Source organism: Rhizobacter sp. AJA081-3 (assembly GCF_017795745.1).
Classification (GTDB): domain Bacteria; phylum Pseudomonadota; class Gammaproteobacteria; order Burkholderiales; family Burkholderiaceae_C; genus Piscinibacter.
In genome coordinates, this window is record NZ_CP059067.1 from 897,889 (window position 1) to 912,853 (window position 14,965).

The 14,965-nt window shown below is 64.3% G+C and carries 15 protein-coding genes; all 15 read right to left on the minus strand.

Annotated features, from left to right (window positions below; genetic code table 11):
• Position 1 precedes the first annotated feature (1 nt).
• Entirely contained in the window at positions 2 to 616 is a 615-nt protein-coding gene (gene hisH / locus HZ992_RS04455) for an imidazole glycerol phosphate synthase subunit HisH (RefSeq protein ID WP_209385483.1), read from the minus strand.
• Complete coding sequence (locus HZ992_RS04460; RefSeq protein WP_209385484.1) at positions 613 to 1,752, minus strand: N-acetyl sugar amidotransferase; 1,140 nt, start codon at positions 1,750 to 1,752, stop codon at positions 613 to 615. The genes hisH and HZ992_RS04460 overlap by 4 nt, the downstream gene beginning before the upstream one ends.
• Before the next feature lie 8 nt (positions 1,753 to 1,760).
• The gene (locus HZ992_RS04465) at positions 1,761 to 2,582 is read right to left on the minus strand and encodes a glycosyltransferase (RefSeq protein ID WP_371816820.1); all 822 of its coding nucleotides are present in this window, start codon (positions 2,580 to 2,582) and stop codon (positions 1,761 to 1,763) included.
• A gap of 8 nt (positions 2,583 to 2,590) precedes the next feature.
• Positions 2,591 to 3,463, minus strand: a complete 873-nt coding sequence (locus HZ992_RS04470; protein ID WP_209385486.1) for a glycosyltransferase family 2 protein — start codon at positions 3,461 to 3,463, stop codon at positions 2,591 to 2,593.
• The gene (locus HZ992_RS04475; RefSeq protein ID WP_209385487.1) at positions 3,460 to 4,674 is read right to left on the minus strand and encodes a hypothetical protein; all 1,215 of its coding nucleotides are present in this window, start codon (positions 4,672 to 4,674) and stop codon (positions 3,460 to 3,462) included. Before HZ992_RS04475 ends, HZ992_RS04470 begins: the two co-directional genes overlap by 4 nt.
• A gap of 45 nt (positions 4,675 to 4,719) precedes the next feature.
• Positions 4,720 to 5,931, minus strand: a complete 1,212-nt coding sequence (locus HZ992_RS04480) for a glycosyltransferase (protein ID WP_209385488.1) — start codon at positions 5,929 to 5,931, stop codon at positions 4,720 to 4,722.
• The gene (locus HZ992_RS04485) at positions 5,919 to 6,857 is read right to left on the minus strand and encodes an NAD-dependent epimerase/dehydratase family protein (RefSeq protein ID WP_209385489.1); all 939 of its coding nucleotides are present in this window, start codon (positions 6,855 to 6,857) and stop codon (positions 5,919 to 5,921) included. The genes HZ992_RS04480 and HZ992_RS04485 overlap by 13 nt, the downstream gene beginning before the upstream one ends.
• A 4-nt stretch (positions 6,858 to 6,861) precedes the next feature.
• On the minus strand, positions 6,862 to 7,773 hold the full coding sequence (locus tag HZ992_RS04490; protein ID WP_209385490.1) for a hypothetical protein: 912 nt from the start codon (positions 7,771 to 7,773) through the stop codon (positions 6,862 to 6,864).
• On the minus strand, positions 7,757 to 8,362 hold the full coding sequence (locus tag HZ992_RS26010; RefSeq protein ID WP_209385491.1) for an acyltransferase: 606 nt from the start codon (positions 8,360 to 8,362) through the stop codon (positions 7,757 to 7,759). Before HZ992_RS26010 ends, HZ992_RS04490 begins: the two co-directional genes overlap by 17 nt.
• A 2-nt stretch (positions 8,363 to 8,364) precedes the next feature.
• Positions 8,365 to 9,912, minus strand: coding sequence for a capsular polysaccharide export protein, LipB/KpsS family (locus HZ992_RS04500; RefSeq protein ID WP_209385492.1), 1,548 nt, complete (start codon positions 9,910 to 9,912; stop codon positions 8,365 to 8,367).
• Positions 9,900 to 11,279, minus strand: a complete 1,380-nt coding sequence (locus HZ992_RS04505) for a lipopolysaccharide biosynthesis protein (protein ID WP_209385493.1) — start codon at positions 11,277 to 11,279, stop codon at positions 9,900 to 9,902. Before HZ992_RS04505 ends, HZ992_RS04500 begins: the two co-directional genes overlap by 13 nt.
• Before the next feature lie 75 nt (positions 11,280 to 11,354).
• Positions 11,355 to 12,464, minus strand: coding sequence for a GDP-mannose 4,6-dehydratase (gene gmd, locus HZ992_RS04510; protein WP_209385494.1), 1,110 nt, complete (start codon positions 12,462 to 12,464; stop codon positions 11,355 to 11,357).
• A 66-nt stretch (positions 12,465 to 12,530) separates the two neighbouring features.
• Positions 12,531 to 13,253, minus strand: coding sequence for an acylneuraminate cytidylyltransferase family protein (locus tag HZ992_RS04515; protein WP_209385495.1), 723 nt, complete (start codon positions 13,251 to 13,253; stop codon positions 12,531 to 12,533).
• On the minus strand, positions 13,246 to 14,301 hold the full coding sequence (locus HZ992_RS04520; RefSeq protein ID WP_209385496.1) for a nucleotidyltransferase family protein: 1,056 nt from the start codon (positions 14,299 to 14,301) through the stop codon (positions 13,246 to 13,248). The genes HZ992_RS04515 and HZ992_RS04520 overlap by 8 nt, the downstream gene beginning before the upstream one ends.
• 14 nt (positions 14,302 to 14,315) lie before the next feature.
• Positions 14,316 to 14,960 (minus strand): NeuD/PglB/VioB family sugar acetyltransferase, encoded by a 645-nt coding sequence (locus tag HZ992_RS04525; protein ID WP_209385497.1) that lies wholly within the window; start codon positions 14,958 to 14,960, stop codon positions 14,316 to 14,318.
• Positions 14,961 to 14,965 lie beyond the last annotated feature (5 nt).

Below are 14,965 nucleotides of genomic sequence, written 5' to 3' on the forward strand. Positions count from 1 at the left end.
CCTAGAGCTCCGCGAAGTTCTTCAGCAGCTGCGCCCCGAAATGGTGGCTCTTCTCCGGGTGGAACTGTACGCCGAAGACATTGCCCGAATGCACGGCGCAACTGAAGTCGATGCCATAGGACGCTGTTGCCGCCACCGAGTCCGGACATGCGCAATCGAAGTAGTAGGAGTGGAGGAAGTAGAAGCGGGCGTCGACTTCCAGGCCATCGAACAGTTTCAGGCCACTTTTTGGCTTGACGTCGTTCCAGCCCATGTGGGGCAGCGGCAGGCCTTGTGTCAGCGAATTGGAGTTGAAGGCACGGACGCGACCAGGGACCCAGCCCAGCCCGGGCAGTTGCCCCTCGTCGCTGCCTTCCGCGAGGATCTGCATTCCTACGCAGATGCCCATCACGGGTACGTGTTGCCGGAGCACCAGATCGTCCAGCGTCTCGCGCATGCCTGACTGCTGCAGCAGCTGCATGGCGTGATCGAAGGCGCCAACACCCGGGAGGATGATCTTCGTGGCGCCGCGCAACTCATCGGCGTGCGTCACCGCACGTGCCTCGATATTCAACCGGCCGTACATGTTGGAGAACGCCCGGATGTTCCCCAACCCGTAGTCGACGATAGAGATCATCGGATGATGGCCCGCTGGACGCCGACTGCCCGAAGTGCGCGCGTGCCCAGTTCGATGAGTGACATGGCGTGGCGATAGTCCCTGTAGCTCTTGTTCGGGCCGTCCATAAGCTGCTGCAGTTCGGGCACTGTCAGGTCGAGCTTGGTAGCGATGTACTCGAAGTCCTGCGCCACGGTCTCCGGGTCGTAGGCCGGCTTGGCGATGCGTTCCAAGGCCTCGTCGCGTGACATCTGGCCCGTGAGGATCAGGCTGGAGAAGTGGGCGCGGCGCTTGTCGTAGCCGAACTTCTTCGGTAGCCAATAGCCTTCGTAGAAGCGAGTGAAGCGCGACTCGTAGTGCTTGTGCGCGTACTTCTGCCAGCCGAACTTGTCGACCAGCTCCTGCATCGCCTGTTCCTTGTGGAAAGGAACGCAGTTCAACGGCTTCACGACACGCACGCCCTTGACGAATCGGTAATACAACTTGTACGTGAAGATGTCCGCCATTGGGAATGTCTTCAGCGGGCGCGTGCCGAACTTCGCATGGATGTCCTTGAGCTGACGCAGATCAGACGCGTGGTAGTGCCACTCCAGGGGCTCGCGCACGCATTCGGTCGAGTAATTCGCCCCGGTGAGGATGTACTTCACGCCATTCTTGGCAGCAAAGTTGTACAGCCCTGCGAAGAAGGCGTGATCCTGCGGAGTGTCGAGATGTGGTACCTGAGCCTTGAAGAAGGCAAGTTGCAGATCCTTCATCTCTTCCCAGTTGATCACCTCGGTGTGCAGGTCCAGACCCAGACCATCGACCAGCTTCTCGATGTTGTTCACGGCCTGCTGAGAGTTCCAGCCGGCGTCTACATGGAACAGCAGCGGACGCAATCCGAACTTGGCCTTGGCCAGGTACGTGACGTAGGAACTGTCGACGCCGCCGCTGAGCCCGATGATGCAATCATGCGACTTTCCTATTCCGTCGCGCTTGATCTGCGCGACCTTGTCCATGATTTCTCGCTCGCCTCGTTGATCCGTATGCCAGTGAGGGAGGATGTTGGAGTGGTAGTTGTTGCAGTAGTCGCACCAGCCACGGCTGTCGAACGTGATGTTCGAGTCGCTCGTATCCATGATGCAGTTGGCGCAGATGGCGTATGTACGTTTGATCATGTCGAAATTCAGAGTGGCACGGGTCGGCTGGCGACTTCGCGCATGGCCAGCAGCCGATAGAGCAGCACGGCGAGAGACTTCAGAAAAATCACCCGTGACCACAGCTTTTGACGAAATGGACGTGTGACGATGCTTGCATTCGACCCGTGTACGCGTCGCGAAAGCGTCTCGCAGTCAAGGTGCAGATTCGCCCTGGCCAAGTTGCTGGCCAGAGCGATCCACAAATCGTGGGATTCTACGAAGTCCGGAATCGGCAGAACGATCGGCAAGATCTCGCGCCGCAGCCCCATTGCGCAGCCGTAGTAGCGTCTACGACCCGTGAAGATGCTGATGATGTTGGCGAAATGGTGGGTCGACCGCGAAGCGCAAACACCTTCTGCGTCGAAGTTGATGCGCTTACCCTCGCCGTCTATGTAGCGAGAGTTGGTGGACACCACCCATGCATTCGGATGCACGAGCGCTGAGCGCATGAGAGCCAACCGTTCCGGCAGCCAAACGTCGTCCTGGTCGGACATGAGCAGCAGATCGTGGCGCGCGAGCGAGAGCGCACGAGCAAAGCTCTGAACGTGGCCGAGGTTTTGAGCATTGCGATGGACGTGGATTCGAGGGTCACCGAACGACCGCAACAGCGCCAATGTCTCGTCTGTCGATGCATCGTCTACAACTACCAACTCGTCGTCTGGGCCGAGCTGCGCAAGAATGGACTGCACTTGTTCACGGAGGTACCGCACGCCGTTGTAGGCGGCCATGCAGACACTGATCGCGGCGGGGCCAGAGCCACTGCACGGTGGCATGCCGGCTCCTGCCAAGGGAGATTGATTGGGCTGCATGTTCAAGTCTAGATCTTGGGGCCCGAAATCCCGCGAATACCATCTGAGATGCCTGAAAGGTAGACGCGCATGTGCTCTGCCCGGCTTGTCGACTGTGGAAGTACGAGCAAGTGATGGACAAGGGCCGCGGCGATCTCTTTGATGGCAAACAGTCGTGGGACGTGACGACGGCGAAGCAGGAGGAAAGCATTGCGCACGCGATAGTAGGAGCGCGCTGGACTATGCAGGAACGCCTTGAGCGGGCCGACATCAACCGAGCATTGACCGATCGAATGCGTCATGGTGCAGTCGGGGGCCACGTGGATGGGAACGCCGTGTCTGCGGCAGCGGATGCACCACTCCAGATCGACATAGTCAATGAAGAAGTCTTCATCCATCGTGCCTGCAACATCGAAGGTATCTACCGTCGTAGCTGAGCCCGAGGAGATCATCATGTCCACTGGCTGAAGCCCCGAGCCCGGACGCGAGAACACCTTGTGGGCCCAGCCCCAATCGTCCAGACGAAAGGACGGGTACTCGAATCCGCGCTCAAGGTCAAAACATGCCGGCCCGACGACTCCAGGCACCGTCGGGCGCAGATGACGCAGGAGTGCTGGCACGTAGCCTTCGACGATGACGCTGTCCTGATCAAAGAACACGATCGCTTCCGCACCGTGCTGCCGTGCGAAGGCGATGCCAAGGTTCTGCGCTGCCGCAATTCCTGTGTTCCGTCCAAGCTGCAATCGCTCGCATCCCGCTGGCAGAAGATATGGGGGGCCCTTCACGTCCGGTGTGTTGTCAACGACCAGCACATAGACGCTGTCCATCAATAGCTTCTCGGCCAACAAGGACAGTGCAGGCCCCGACGGGTGATAGGCAACAATCACGGCCCAGGCATTCATGCAGTCGCCTTCTGGCCATACATCGGAGTGCCTCGATGTGCTTCGGTCATTGGCCGAGACACTCCAATGAGCTTTGACCAGTACCACAGCACAACCAACATGCCGTAGGAGTTGAACATCACTGGGTTCGTTGCGGATAGAACCAGGTACAACAAGAACGCGATCAGCCAGATTCGATTGCGACCGCCATAACGCTTCAGACGCAGGGTGGGGAAGACGATCGTGAAATAGAGAAGTGTGGCCAAGACCACGCCGAAGTAGCGTGCCATGTCCAGCGGAGTGATCTCGGTGTGAGCCATAAAGGCACCCGATCCGCTCGAGAAGTAATAAGCCGCCAAGCCCCGGCCGGCAATCAAGCTGCCTGCAGTGAGGTCATCGAAGTACGACTGAAAGTGGCCAATCTTGACTGCATTGGAAGTCTCTTCAGCGCTGAGGACGAGCGAGTTTCCGAGGTAGAACTCAGTGGCCACATAGAGGAGTACCGCGACGATCAGCACCGCAGCCACTCTCACGATCAGCGGCACCTTACCGATCAGCAGGATCAGAAGGAAAAGCACGCTGATCGCGATGAGTCCGCGTGAGGCGCTGAGAAAAATGCCGACCAGGAGCGCCACGAGCAGAAATGCATCGCGCCACCGGTAGCCGTGAAATAGGCGAACCGCGCGGAGGCAAAAGGCGATGAAGAGGAATGGCACCGTGCCGAGGTGCAGGGACAAGGTCGGTGCCTCCAGAAAATCCCGCTCCGCCACTGCGCCCAGGCTCACCTCCTCCATCAGGCCCTTCAGGGACGCGGCTATGGACAGGTCCGGCCACAACGTGGTGATCCAGAAAAGCGCAGTGAAAGCGAGGAGTACCAGGGCTGAAAGCTCGACGAGTCGATCGACGTCGATCTCATGGCGGCGCACGAAATGGATCAGGAAGAGTACGAAGGAAGAAGTGAAGAACTGAAGCGCTAAGGCTTCATTCGAGCGGTTGAACCAGGACAGAATGAAGCCATATGTGAATATTCCGAGTACGGCGAACGGCGCGGAGATCAGCGAAACCGTACCGGCTGGCGCGAGCAGCATGTCTTTGAGCAGCCAGGCGCCAATCGCCGCGAACAGTACCTTGTTGATTGGAGCAGCGGGCGCGACCAGCGTGACTGTGAAGAACAGCCCGAGCAGTAGAGTCGCGACGGCCTTTCGCGAGGAGCGCGGCGCAGTGGTGCGCATCCTCATCCTCTGGCCGATCTGCTTGACGGCTTCAGCATTTCGAACTCATTGCTGTGAGACCGCGCCAACTTGATTGCGCTGTGCAACCGCCTGAAGTAGGCCCAGATAGCTGCGGCCGAATTCCAATGTGCGTTCACGCAAAGACTGCTGGGCATATCGCTCTGCTTCGGGGTTCGCAGAGCCGTCGTCAGCGGACCATACTTGCGACAAGATTGCCGCCAGCGCTGGCACGTCATCCGGATCGAAGTAGTGTCCTCGGGGGGGCATCTGTTCGATGTGTACACCGATGCGTGAAAGCACCACTGGACGCCCCATGCTTTTGGCCTCTTCGACGCTGGAACTCCAGCCTTCAAACCGCGAAGGGTTGATCACTGCCACGGCGTGGCGCATGAGAAGCAGCAGCTCGGAGTAATCGATCATCCCCAAGATCCTGACTTGCTCTGTCAGGCCATGCTCCGCAATGTAGGCGCGAAGATTATCGACATATGGCGTGCCCTCGAGTCGGTAGTCCTTCGTATTTCCGGTGCAGAGCACTTGTACTTCAATGCCCATATGCCGAAGTTCATTCACCGCCTTGAGAACCACCATGTGATTCTTGTGTGCCCAGAATTGGTTCGGGAGGAGAAAGTAACGACCGCGAAAGCCATACTTGCCCTGAATCGCATCCATGCTGAGCGAGGCCAAGGCAGCGGCACTGCCGGGCTGTGAGACAAACGGCAGGACTGCGCCGCGTTCATAGTGGCCGGGCGGCGCGATGCGCTTAAAGTCCTCGAAGGCATCCTTGCTGCTAAGAATGACCGCCTGGCTCTGAGCAATGATTTGACGATTTACTTCTGTCTCTGAATCTGAATCGAGATTCGGAAACATTTCCGGCAGATGCAAATACTGAAAATCAGGAATCCAGGAAATAATCCTGAAAGGCGGCTGGCCCTTGTAAACGAACCAAGCATGAGACACGATGTCGATGCCGTGCGACTTCAGCAGCGAATTTACTACCGCCATCGAATGAAAAGCCTTGTACAAGACTTTGTGGGCCAGCCACGGCAGAGTTCGACGCTGCAGCACTTTGGTTCTCACAACCTTCGCGTACTGGATGAACTGTTGCTCGACGGATTCGGGCAAGTCAGCAGCAAAGAACACAATGGGCTGAACCGACCCGTCATTCACCAGTGACAGCGCGTGAAGAAGGTTCTTGATGTAGTTGAGTCCGCCGCTGTACTCGATTGGGGCGTCGAACCAGAAAGCTACCTTGACCATGTCGACTTGAACCAGTGTGCGTAATCCTGCAGGCCCTCCGCGAGCGGAATTCTCGCGCGTAGCCCCAGGCTGCCAGCCTGCGCCATATCGGCATGATAGAAGCGTGGGTCGCCGGTTCGCACCGTGCCGTTGAAGCCGATCTGCACATCGGCGCCTAGCGCTTCTCTCAGCAACTCCAATACTGTGCGTACCGTCACCCGTTCTCCGGACGCCCCGTTGACGATTGTGAAGGGTTCGCTGACAGCTGACAGGTCGGCCATGAACGCAGCCGCATCATTCACGTGTATCCAGTCGCGCGTTTCGTCGCCGGTGCCCCAGAAGTCGACCCGTGCTCCGCCAGCGCAGAGTTTGCCCGCCGCGTCCCATAACAACTGCTTGGCCAGGCCAGGGCCGTAGATCGAGAAGAAGCGGATCACCGCCACCCTCAGGCCGAAGTACCGCGACTGGCACTCGAGCAGGTCCTCGGCCAGCTTCTTGTGGTAGCCGTACGGCGACACCGGGTTCGGCCGGTCGCTCTCGCGCAGCGGTCGGTCGTCGGCCGCGCCGTAGACGCCGGCGCTGGAGGGGTAGACCAACACCGCTTTCGAGGCCGTCAGGCGCAGGTGCTCGAGGAGCTCCGCGGTGCTCTGAACCGTGCTGCGGAACGCGTCCAGCGGCTGGCTCAGCGAGTGACCCACCAAGCCGTTGCCGGCGCAGTGCGCGACGACGTCGAAGGGCTCGTCCAGGGCTGCGAGGCCGGCCAGCGAGACCTCGGCCGTGAGCCAGGCGTCAAAGCCCTGGGCGGAGGCCTCCTCCGGCGTGAGGCGGCCATGGCCGACGCCCACGACGCGCCAGCCGCGCGCCTTGAAAGTGCGTGCCGCGGCCCGGCCGAGGAAGCCGGCGCCACCGGTGACGAGGACGCTGCGCTGCATGGACGTCGAGTTCATCGCTTCAGGGCGGCAAAATGCCAGGGATGTCCGCGATCCGGGCCACCTGACCAGTCTTCAGATCGTGCAGCGGCAGGTGGCTGATCTTGCGCAGGCGGGCCTCGAAATCGTCAAAGGTCAGTTGGCCGTTCTCGTCGTGGAACTCGCGGAACTGGGCGCGTCGGTAGGCCTGCTGCGGTTTTAGCACCTTCAGCGGCCCGAGCAGGTCGCTGCGCACGAAGAAGACGTTGTTGCCGGCGCTGTTGGCCGCTACCAGCGAGTAGCCCTTGCGGGCGGCCAGCGCGGTCAGGGCCGAGATCGACGCGCCATAGTAGATCTTGGAGAAATGGGCTTGGTCGCGGACGAAAGTCGGGTCGTACGGCGTGCTCACCTCGGCGTTCGGTCCGAACTGGCTGCTGTACTCGCAGACCACGATGCGCGGCGAGATGCCGTCGATTGCCTCCCAGACCCAGTAGTCGTTGCCGTCGATGTCCACCGATAGTAGGCCGATGTCTCCTGCGATGCCGTTACGCGCGAGCAGTTCGTTGATATTCTCGCGGGTGATGAACGAGTGCTCGGCCTTCAGGTTGCTCGCCCAATAGATCGGGTCGCGGCGGATGTATTCGATGTTCTCCGCGCTGCCGTCGATGACTAGTCCGGACCAGCGGTTGTGGGTGAGCAGGAAGCGTGTGTTCGATTCGACGTAATTCTCGACGCCGAACTCGACGAACACCGGCCGCTCGATTGGCACGTTGGCGACCAGGTACTGGATGATGCCGTCCTCGCCCCATTGCGAGAACACTCGGAACTCGGCAAGCGACGGGTCGGTGCCGCCGGCGACCTGGCGGGCCTCGATGCGGCCGAGCGCCTCCTGGATGCGGGTTATGCGCTCGGGCAGCGCATTGAGGCGCGCGAGGGTTCTACGGATTCGCTTCAATAGCACGGGTCTCTGCCTCTGTTCGGATGGGTTTGATCACCTTGGCCGGGATGCCGCCGACCACGGTGTGCTCGGGCACGTCGCGGGTGACAACGGCGTTGGCGGCGACGACGGCATTGCGCCCCACGCTTACGCCGGGAAGAATAACGGCACCGATGCCGATCCAGCAGCCGTCGCCCAGCGTCACCGGGCCGCCAAAGGAGTCGCCCTGCAGCAGAATCGGTCGCGTCGGGTCGGCGTGGTCGTGGTCGGCATCGCTGATGAATACCCGGTCTGCGATCAACACGTGGCGGCCGATAGTCACGCTGCGCCAGGCGTTGATGTGGGCTAGGCGGCCGATGTAGGTGCCGTCGCCTATGCGCAGCGTAGGCTTGCCGTCGCCGCGGTCGTCTTTGGCGTTCAGCCAAGCCTGCTCGCCGAGCGTGACGCCGGCGCCGACCTCGCACAGCCCAGGCGAGACGAGCCGGGCACGGCGGCCCAGCCGCGAGCCCGGCCCCCAGGCGGCGAACTTGCCACGGGCGGCCAGCGTGTGGCCGACCGTCAGCGCACGGTCAATCCACGCCAGCAGGTCGAAGAGGGCGCCGGCCATCGTCAAGTGCCGCAGGGCGGCGGCTCGAGCCGGGCCAGGTGGTTCAGGAACGCGACCGGCACGTTTTCCTCGAGCGACCGCACGACGTTGCGCACGCTGGGTTCGCCTGCCAGGTCGACGAAGCGGCGCTGGCTCCACTCTGGGAATCCCGGCACGTTCAGTGGCGTGTAAACCCAGTTGCAGCACTGCGTCAGGTAGTAGCAGGCCAGCGCGTCGTCGCGCATTGCCGGCGTGACCTGCGAGCGGCCCGCGACGGCGTCGGACAAGTGCTCCCGGTATGCGGTTTCCGTCGTCGCCTGGCGCACGAAGCCGAGCTCGGCATAGTAGGAGCTCGACTCGGTGACGACCGGCTTGCCGTGGGCGGCTGCCTCGGTGCCGATCGTCGAGGTGTAGACGACCACTGTCGCGACCTGCTCCAGCAGGTCGTAGCTGTTCACCGGGTCCTCGGCGGCAACAAAGTGCAGGCGCGGGTGGGCGCCGAAGTGCTGCACCAGCATGGCGCGGTAGTCGTCGCTGCTGCGGGCGATCTCGAGACGCTCGACTGGATGCTGGCGCACGATCACCGGCGCCTCGGTGTGCTCGAGCAGGTAACGCACAGTCTCGACGATCCATTTCTGGGTCGAGGAATACACCGTGTGAAGACCGAGGGCGGCCGAGTCCCAAGGCGAGTTCAGCGCCAAGAGCACCCCGCCGGCGAAGCGCGGATCCTTCGGCCGCGCGCCCTGGACCTGGGACGCGAACTTATCCGTTCCGGCGCGGCGCTTTTCGATCTCGGCCCGCGCCGACTCGACGACGAAGGCACGTTCCTGCGCCGACCCGGCGCAGCGGGCCTGAAGCAGCGCATAGGCGCGCGGGATGTCACGCAGTTGGCAGGCGATGCCGTCGGCCGCCAGCAGCAACATGCCGTAGCCGCCGGAGTCGTAGCTGGCGACTCTCACGCCGGCCGCGCGGGCGAGCTCGACCCAGAGTCCCGAGGAGCCCCATACGCCGCCGGGCACGAACAGCACGTCGAATCGTTGCGCGGCCATCACGCCGGCGATGGCGCCACGACTGGCTGTCAGCTGCCGGCGAAGCAGCTCGACATCGCCGGTCGGCATGGTCGATTCGCCACGCTGGGCCCACACGACGTTCAGCGTCGCAAGGCGTTCAATCGAACGCCGCGCCGCGTCGTCGAGCACGGGACCGCCGTGGGCATGGTTGCTCAGCGTGACGATGGCATGGCGGCCGCGCAGCCGTCGCAGAACGGCGCGGATGCATGCAAGCTGGAAACGCCAGCCGCGGCTCGGCTCGCCGAAGGGCATGTTGTCGACGATCAGGCTGACGCGGTGGCCACGCGCCAGCAACAGCAGGCCGACGACCAGAGAGAACCAGGGCACGGCCGAGCCGCACCAGGGGGCCAGCACGATACCGAATGCGAGCCCGTCGTGCCTCGGCGGTGTCGGTTCGATCTCGTCGACGAAGCGGCGCATGCGCCGCGTGTCGCGCAGCCATGTTGCCGGCAGGCGGTCCCACCACAGTCGGCGGGCCAGTCTTTCCATCATTTCGCGCATGGCGGGGGTCGAGACTTTCGATAGGCAAAGGTGGCCAGGCCCAGGGCCAGGGCGACGACAAGTAGCTTGGCGACGACTGCGGCTGCCGCCGCGAGCGACTGCTGCGGCAGCCAGGCGGCGAACGCGGCAATCGCACCGAGGACCGCGAAGGACGCCGCCATCGTGCCCAGCGCCGAGTAGCCGGTGACGCGGTACGCCAGCCAGTGGCTGATCAGCATCCGGACCGTGAACGCCCCAAGCAGCGACAGCGCCGCTCCCGGCAAGTGCAGCAGCGGCACAAGCCACAAGCCCAGGCCGGTGGCGGCGAGCGCGCCGACGATCGACACCGCGACCGAAGTCTTCGGCCGACGGTGGTAGAGCAGCGCGGTGTCCGACATCAGCGTGAACGCGTTACCGAAGTTGGCTAGCAGAAGCAGCAGAAGGATCTGCTGCCCGCTGCCGTAACTCCTCGGCGCGACCAACGCGAAGAGTTCGCCTGCGAACAGGATCAGCACGGCGGTGACCGCGAACATCAGGATCGCTAGGATCCGCCCCGACCGGCGCAGCATCGCCCCGACCTGGCCTGGCTCGGCGGCGAAGATGGCCGGCTGCAAGGCCATGCCGAACGAGGTGCCGGCGATCGCGACGATCATCGCCAGCTGCTGCGCCAGGCCGTAGATCGCGACTTGGTCGACGCCGACGTGGCGCTGCAGGATCAGCGTGCTGAGCCGGTTGAGCACGAAGTAGGCGAGGTAGCCGACCAGGATCGGCAAGGCATAGCGAAGCGTCTCGGCGATGTCGGCGCGTTGGATCACGAGCCGGAAGCGGCGTCCGAACAGCCAGGGCAGCGCGGCCGCCGCGCAGGCCGCGCTCACCAGAAGCGCGCTCAGCAGGCCGGGCAGGCCGGCGTCGAACACGACGAGCAGGATGGCTGCCGCCACCGCCAGCACCAGCGCCGCGCTGAGCTGCAGAGCAACCATCGCGAAGGCACGGTTCTCCATGCGCAGCCACAGCGAGGCCAGCGCGGCCGGGAAGCCGAATGCGGCCAGCGCAAGGCTGAAGCCGAGGTAGGGCCAGGCAGGGGTTGTCGGCGACAGTTGCGCCCACAGCGGAGCGCCCAAGAATTGCAGCAGCACGGCCGCAATCGCAAGCAGCGCGAGGTAGAAGCTGAACACCGAACTGAGGTACTCGTGCGCCCGGCCCTGCTTGCGGTGGTCGAAGTAGAGCCTGGCGACCGCTGAGATCAAGCCAAAATGCAGCAGGTAGGTCAGGATGTCGGTGTTGGCGCGCACCGCGACGTACATGCCGAACTCGGCCTGAGACAGCGTGCGTGTGTATAGCGGCAGCAGCAGAAAGCCGCCAACCGCCATCACGGCGATGTCGGCCATGCCGTACAGGGCCGCGGAGGACAGGATGCGTCGAGTGTCCAAGGCAACAAGGGCGGCGAGGGCGCGTCCGGGTCTTCACTCGTGGCTGTTCATCGTCGGGTAGCCGTGGCTCTTCACCAGCTCGTCGCGCTCGGCGCTCGCCAGGTCCTCGCGGACCATTGCGCGGACGAGCTCGGCGAAGCTTGTCTTCGGCACCCAGCCGAGCTTGGCCCGCGCCTTGCTGGCGTCGCCGAGCAGCGTCTCAACCTCTGCCGGACGGAAGTAGCGCGGGTCGACAGCGACGACCGCGCGTTCGCGGGCGCCCGCCGGCGCGGCCGGATCGGCCCAGTAGGCCTTCTCGTCGACGCCCTGGCCTTCCCAGCGCAACGTGATGCCGAGCTCGGCAGCGGCGGCGTCGACGAAGTCGCGCACGCTGTACTGCACGCCGGTGGCGATGACGAAGTCTTCGGGCTGCGCCTGCTGCAGCATCAGCCACTGCGCCTCGACGTAGTCCTTGGCGTGGCCCCAGTCGCGCCGGGCATCGAGGTTGCCCAGGTACAGGCACTTCTGCAGGCCAAGCTTGATGCGAGCCAGCGCGCGCGTGATCTTTCGCGTCACGAACGTCTCGCCGCGGATCGGCGACTCGTGGTTGAACAGGATGCCATTGCAGGCGAACAGCCCGTAGGCCTCGCGGTAGTTGATCGTGATCCAGTGGGCATAGAGCTTGGCCACGCCGTAGGGGCTGCGCGGGTAGAACGGCGTCGCCTCGGTCTGCGGTGTCTCGCGCACCTCACCGTACATCTCGGAGGTGCTGGCCTGGTAGAAGCGGGTCTTCTTCTGCAGGCCGAGCAGGCGCACTGCCTCGAGGATGCGCAGCGGGCCGAGCGCGTCTGAGTTGGCGGTGTACTCCGGCTCCTCGAAGCTCACGTGCACGTGCGACTGTGCGGCGAGGTTGTAGATCTCGTCGGGCTGCACCTGCTGGATGATGCGCACCAGGCTGGAGCTGTCGGTCATGTCGCCGTAGTGCAGAAACAGCCGCGTGTTCGGCTCGTGCGGATCCTGGTACAGGTGGTCGATGCGGTCGGTGTTGAACAGCGACGCGCGGCGCCGCACGCCATGCACGATGTAGCCCTTGCCGATCAAGAGCTCGGCGAGGTAAGCGCCGTCCTGGCCGGTGATACCGGTGATGAGTGCAACCTTGTTCATGTTCGATCTGCTGGTTCGGGATGGGATGGGGACGGCCTGCGAAGTCGCTTGCGGAATGAGCCGGGCTCAGGCGGGGCCAGCCGCCACGGCGTCGGCCAGCGCCAGCGCCACCTGCCAGTCGTCCTCGGTGTCGATGTCCAGCGCCTCGCCAGCGTCGGCCATGGGGAAGGGGCGGGTGCCGGGCTGCAGCAGCGGCGCGCCGCTGCGCAGAAGCGCCGGCGGAAGCACGTAGATCGCTCCGTTGAGCGCGTAGGCTGGCGGTAGGTCCTGCGAACGCTGCCTCAGCGGGTCCCAGCCGAGAAAGGGCTGCATTGCCTCGCCCTCGATTCGAAAGCACCAGGCCGGGTGCGCCGCCGCCGGGCTGACGCTGACTACCGCGTGCAGCGCTGGCCCCGACTGCGCACGGTAGCTCGCCACCGCGGCGGCGATCGATGTCGCCCGGCGGAACGGGCTGGTCGGCTGCAGAAGCACCACTGCCTCAGCGGCGCCGTGCCCGGCTTCGTACCACGCCAGTGCGTGCTGCAGCACCGACGCGCTGGTCGCGGTGTCGGTGGCCAGTTCGGCAGGTCGCATCCAGGGCACCAGGGCGCCGGCCTCGCGGGCGACGGCGGCGATCTCTGCGTCGTCGGTCGAGACCAGGATGGCGTCGAACACGCCACTCGCTCGCGCGGCGTCGATCGTCCACGCGATCAGCGGCCGGCCGCCCAGCGGCAGCAGGTTCTTGCGCGGCAGGCGCTTGCTGCCGCCGCGCGCCGGGATGACTGCCAGCAGCCCGCCCGCCTCACGCATGGAAGATTCCCCCGACCTCGAACTGGGCGCGCTGGAAGTCCTCCATGCGGCCAATGTCCAGCCAGTACTCGTGGATCGGGAAGACCTGGACCTCGCGGCCGGCAGCCATCTGCTGCTCAAGCAGCGTCGGCATGTCGATCCGTGTCCCGGGCTCGACTGCGCGCGCGAGCTCCGGCGAGACGACGTAGATGCCGGCGTTGACGAAGTAGCGGTGCACCGGCTTCTCGACCATCGAGCGCACACGCCGGCCATCGCTCTCGACCACGCCGTAGGGCACGCGGTGCTCGTACTCGCGCACGCACATGGTCGCCAGGCTGGCGTGTTCGTTGTGGAACTTCAGCAGGTTGTCGAAGTTCAGGTTGGTGAGCAGATCGCCGTTCATCATGAACAGCGGCTGGTCAATCTCGTCGCGCGGCAACAGGCCTAGCGCGCCGGCCGTGCCCAGCGGTTGCTCCTCGTGCACGTAGCGAATCTGTGCGCCCCAGCGGCTGCCGTCGCCGAAGTGGTCGCGAATCGTCTCGGCCATGTAGTGGGTCGAGATGAAGAACTGGTGGAAGCCGGCAGAGACGAAGTTCTCGACGATCAGCTCGAGGATCGGCTTGTCGCCGACGCGCAGCATCGGCTTCGGGCAGTTGTCGGTCAGCGGCTGCAGCCGGGTGCCGAAGCCGCCCGCCATCAGGAACACCGGATTGCCCTTGTGGCGCTTGTGCAGCAGGCCGTGCAGCGTCTCGAGATCGACCACGCGCCCATGATCGTCGAGCACCGGCACGTGCAGCAGTTGGTGCTCCTCCATCAACGCCAGCATGCGCTCGCGGCTCCAGGCCTGCGTCGCTGTCAATGGCTTCGCGTTCATAGCCTGTGTGACATCGGCGCCGAGCGGCACCTGGCGCAGCAACGCGCGCCGCACGTCGCCGTCGGTCAGCGTACCCAGCAGACGTCGCTCGGCGTCGACGACCAGCGCGATGCGCAGGCCGCCGCGGTCGAGGATGCCGATCGCCTCGCCCAGCGGGAGCTGGGATCCGACCAGCACCGATTGCCAGTTCATCATCTCGTGGGCTCCTGCTAGCTCGCGGCGGCCCGCGCCGCTGAGCGCTCGGGCCAGCGGCCCGCGTCTGGAAGATCGCGCGCGAGCAGCGCGCCGGCGGCGAGGAAGGCGCCGCGGCCGAGCCGCACGCCCTGCACCACGGTCGCGCCGGCACCGACAAAGGCGCCGTCGCCCAGCTGCACGCTGCCGCACAGGGTAGCGCCGGGCGCTACATGCACATGGGCGCCCAGCGTAGCGTCGTGGTCGATTCCGGCGCGGGTGTTGACGATCGAGTTCGCGCCGATCTGCGTGTCGGCCTGGATCACCGCGCCGGCCATGACCTGCACGCCATCGGCCACGCGGGCGCTCGGGTCGACGATGGCCGCCGGGTGCACGAGCGCGGGAAAGCGGAAGCCGCGCAGTGTGAAGGCGTCAAACAGCCGCTGCCGCACGCCGCCGCCGGTGGTCTGGCCGACACCATTGAGCAGCTCGACCGAGCCCGGCGCCATGCCGGCGAGGCGCTGGTCGTCGAGCACCGGCAGGCCGCGCCAGTTGAGCAGGCCCTGCGCGGCGATCGCCGGGTCGCTGACGCCGACCACCTGCCAACCGAGCAACTGCGCCAGTGCGAGCACGACCTTGGCGTGGCCGCCGGCGCCGAGCAGGATCGCGGGCCCACGGGGCATCGGTG

Bases quoted from the DNA above. Each gene is read 5' to 3' on its own strand.
- HZ992_RS04505 (WP_209385493.1), bottom strand. From the start codon at position 11,279: ATGGCCGACATCGCCGTGATGGCGGTTGGCGGCTTTCTGCTGCTGCCG.
- HZ992_RS04500 (WP_209385492.1), bottom strand. From the start codon at position 9,912: ATGCGCGAAATGATGGAAAGACTGGCCCGCCGACTGTGGTGGGACCGC.
- HZ992_RS04460 (WP_209385484.1), bottom strand. From the start codon at position 1,752: ATGATCAAACGTACATACGCCATCTGCGCCAACTGCATCATGGATACG.
- HZ992_RS04485 (WP_209385489.1), bottom strand. From the start codon at position 6,857: ATGAACTCGACGTCCATGCAGCGCAGCGTCCTCGTCACCGGTGGCGCC.
- HZ992_RS04520 (WP_209385496.1), bottom strand. From the start codon at position 14,301: ATGATGAACTGGCAATCGGTGCTGGTCGGATCCCAGCTCCCGCTGGGC.
- gmd (WP_209385494.1), bottom strand. From the start codon at position 12,464: ATGAACAAGGTTGCACTCATCACCGGTATCACCGGCCAGGACGGCGCT.
- hisH (WP_209385483.1), bottom strand. From the start codon at position 616: ATGATCTCTATCGTCGACTACGGGTTGGGGAACATCCGGGCGTTCTCC.
- HZ992_RS04465 (WP_371816820.1), bottom strand. From the start codon at position 2,582: ATGCAGCCCAATCAATCTCCCTTGGCAGGAGCCGGCATGCCACCGTGC.
- HZ992_RS04515 (WP_209385495.1), bottom strand. From the start codon at position 13,253: ATGCGTGAGGCGGGCGGGCTGCTGGCAGTCATCCCGGCGCGCGGCGGC.
- HZ992_RS26010 (WP_209385491.1), bottom strand. From the start codon at position 8,362: ATGGCCGGCGCCCTCTTCGACCTGCTGGCGTGGATTGACCGTGCGCTG.
- HZ992_RS04470 (WP_209385486.1), bottom strand. From the start codon at position 3,463: ATGAATGCCTGGGCCGTGATTGTTGCCTATCACCCGTCGGGGCCTGCA.
- HZ992_RS04475 (WP_209385487.1), bottom strand. From the start codon at position 4,674: ATGCGCACCACTGCGCCGCGCTCCTCGCGAAAGGCCGTCGCGACTCTA.
- HZ992_RS04525 (WP_209385497.1), bottom strand. From the start codon at position 14,960: ATGCCCCGTGGGCCCGCGATCCTGCTCGGCGCCGGCGGCCACGCCAAG.
- HZ992_RS04480 (WP_209385488.1), bottom strand. From the start codon at position 5,931: ATGGTCAAGGTAGCTTTCTGGTTCGACGCCCCAATCGAGTACAGCGGC.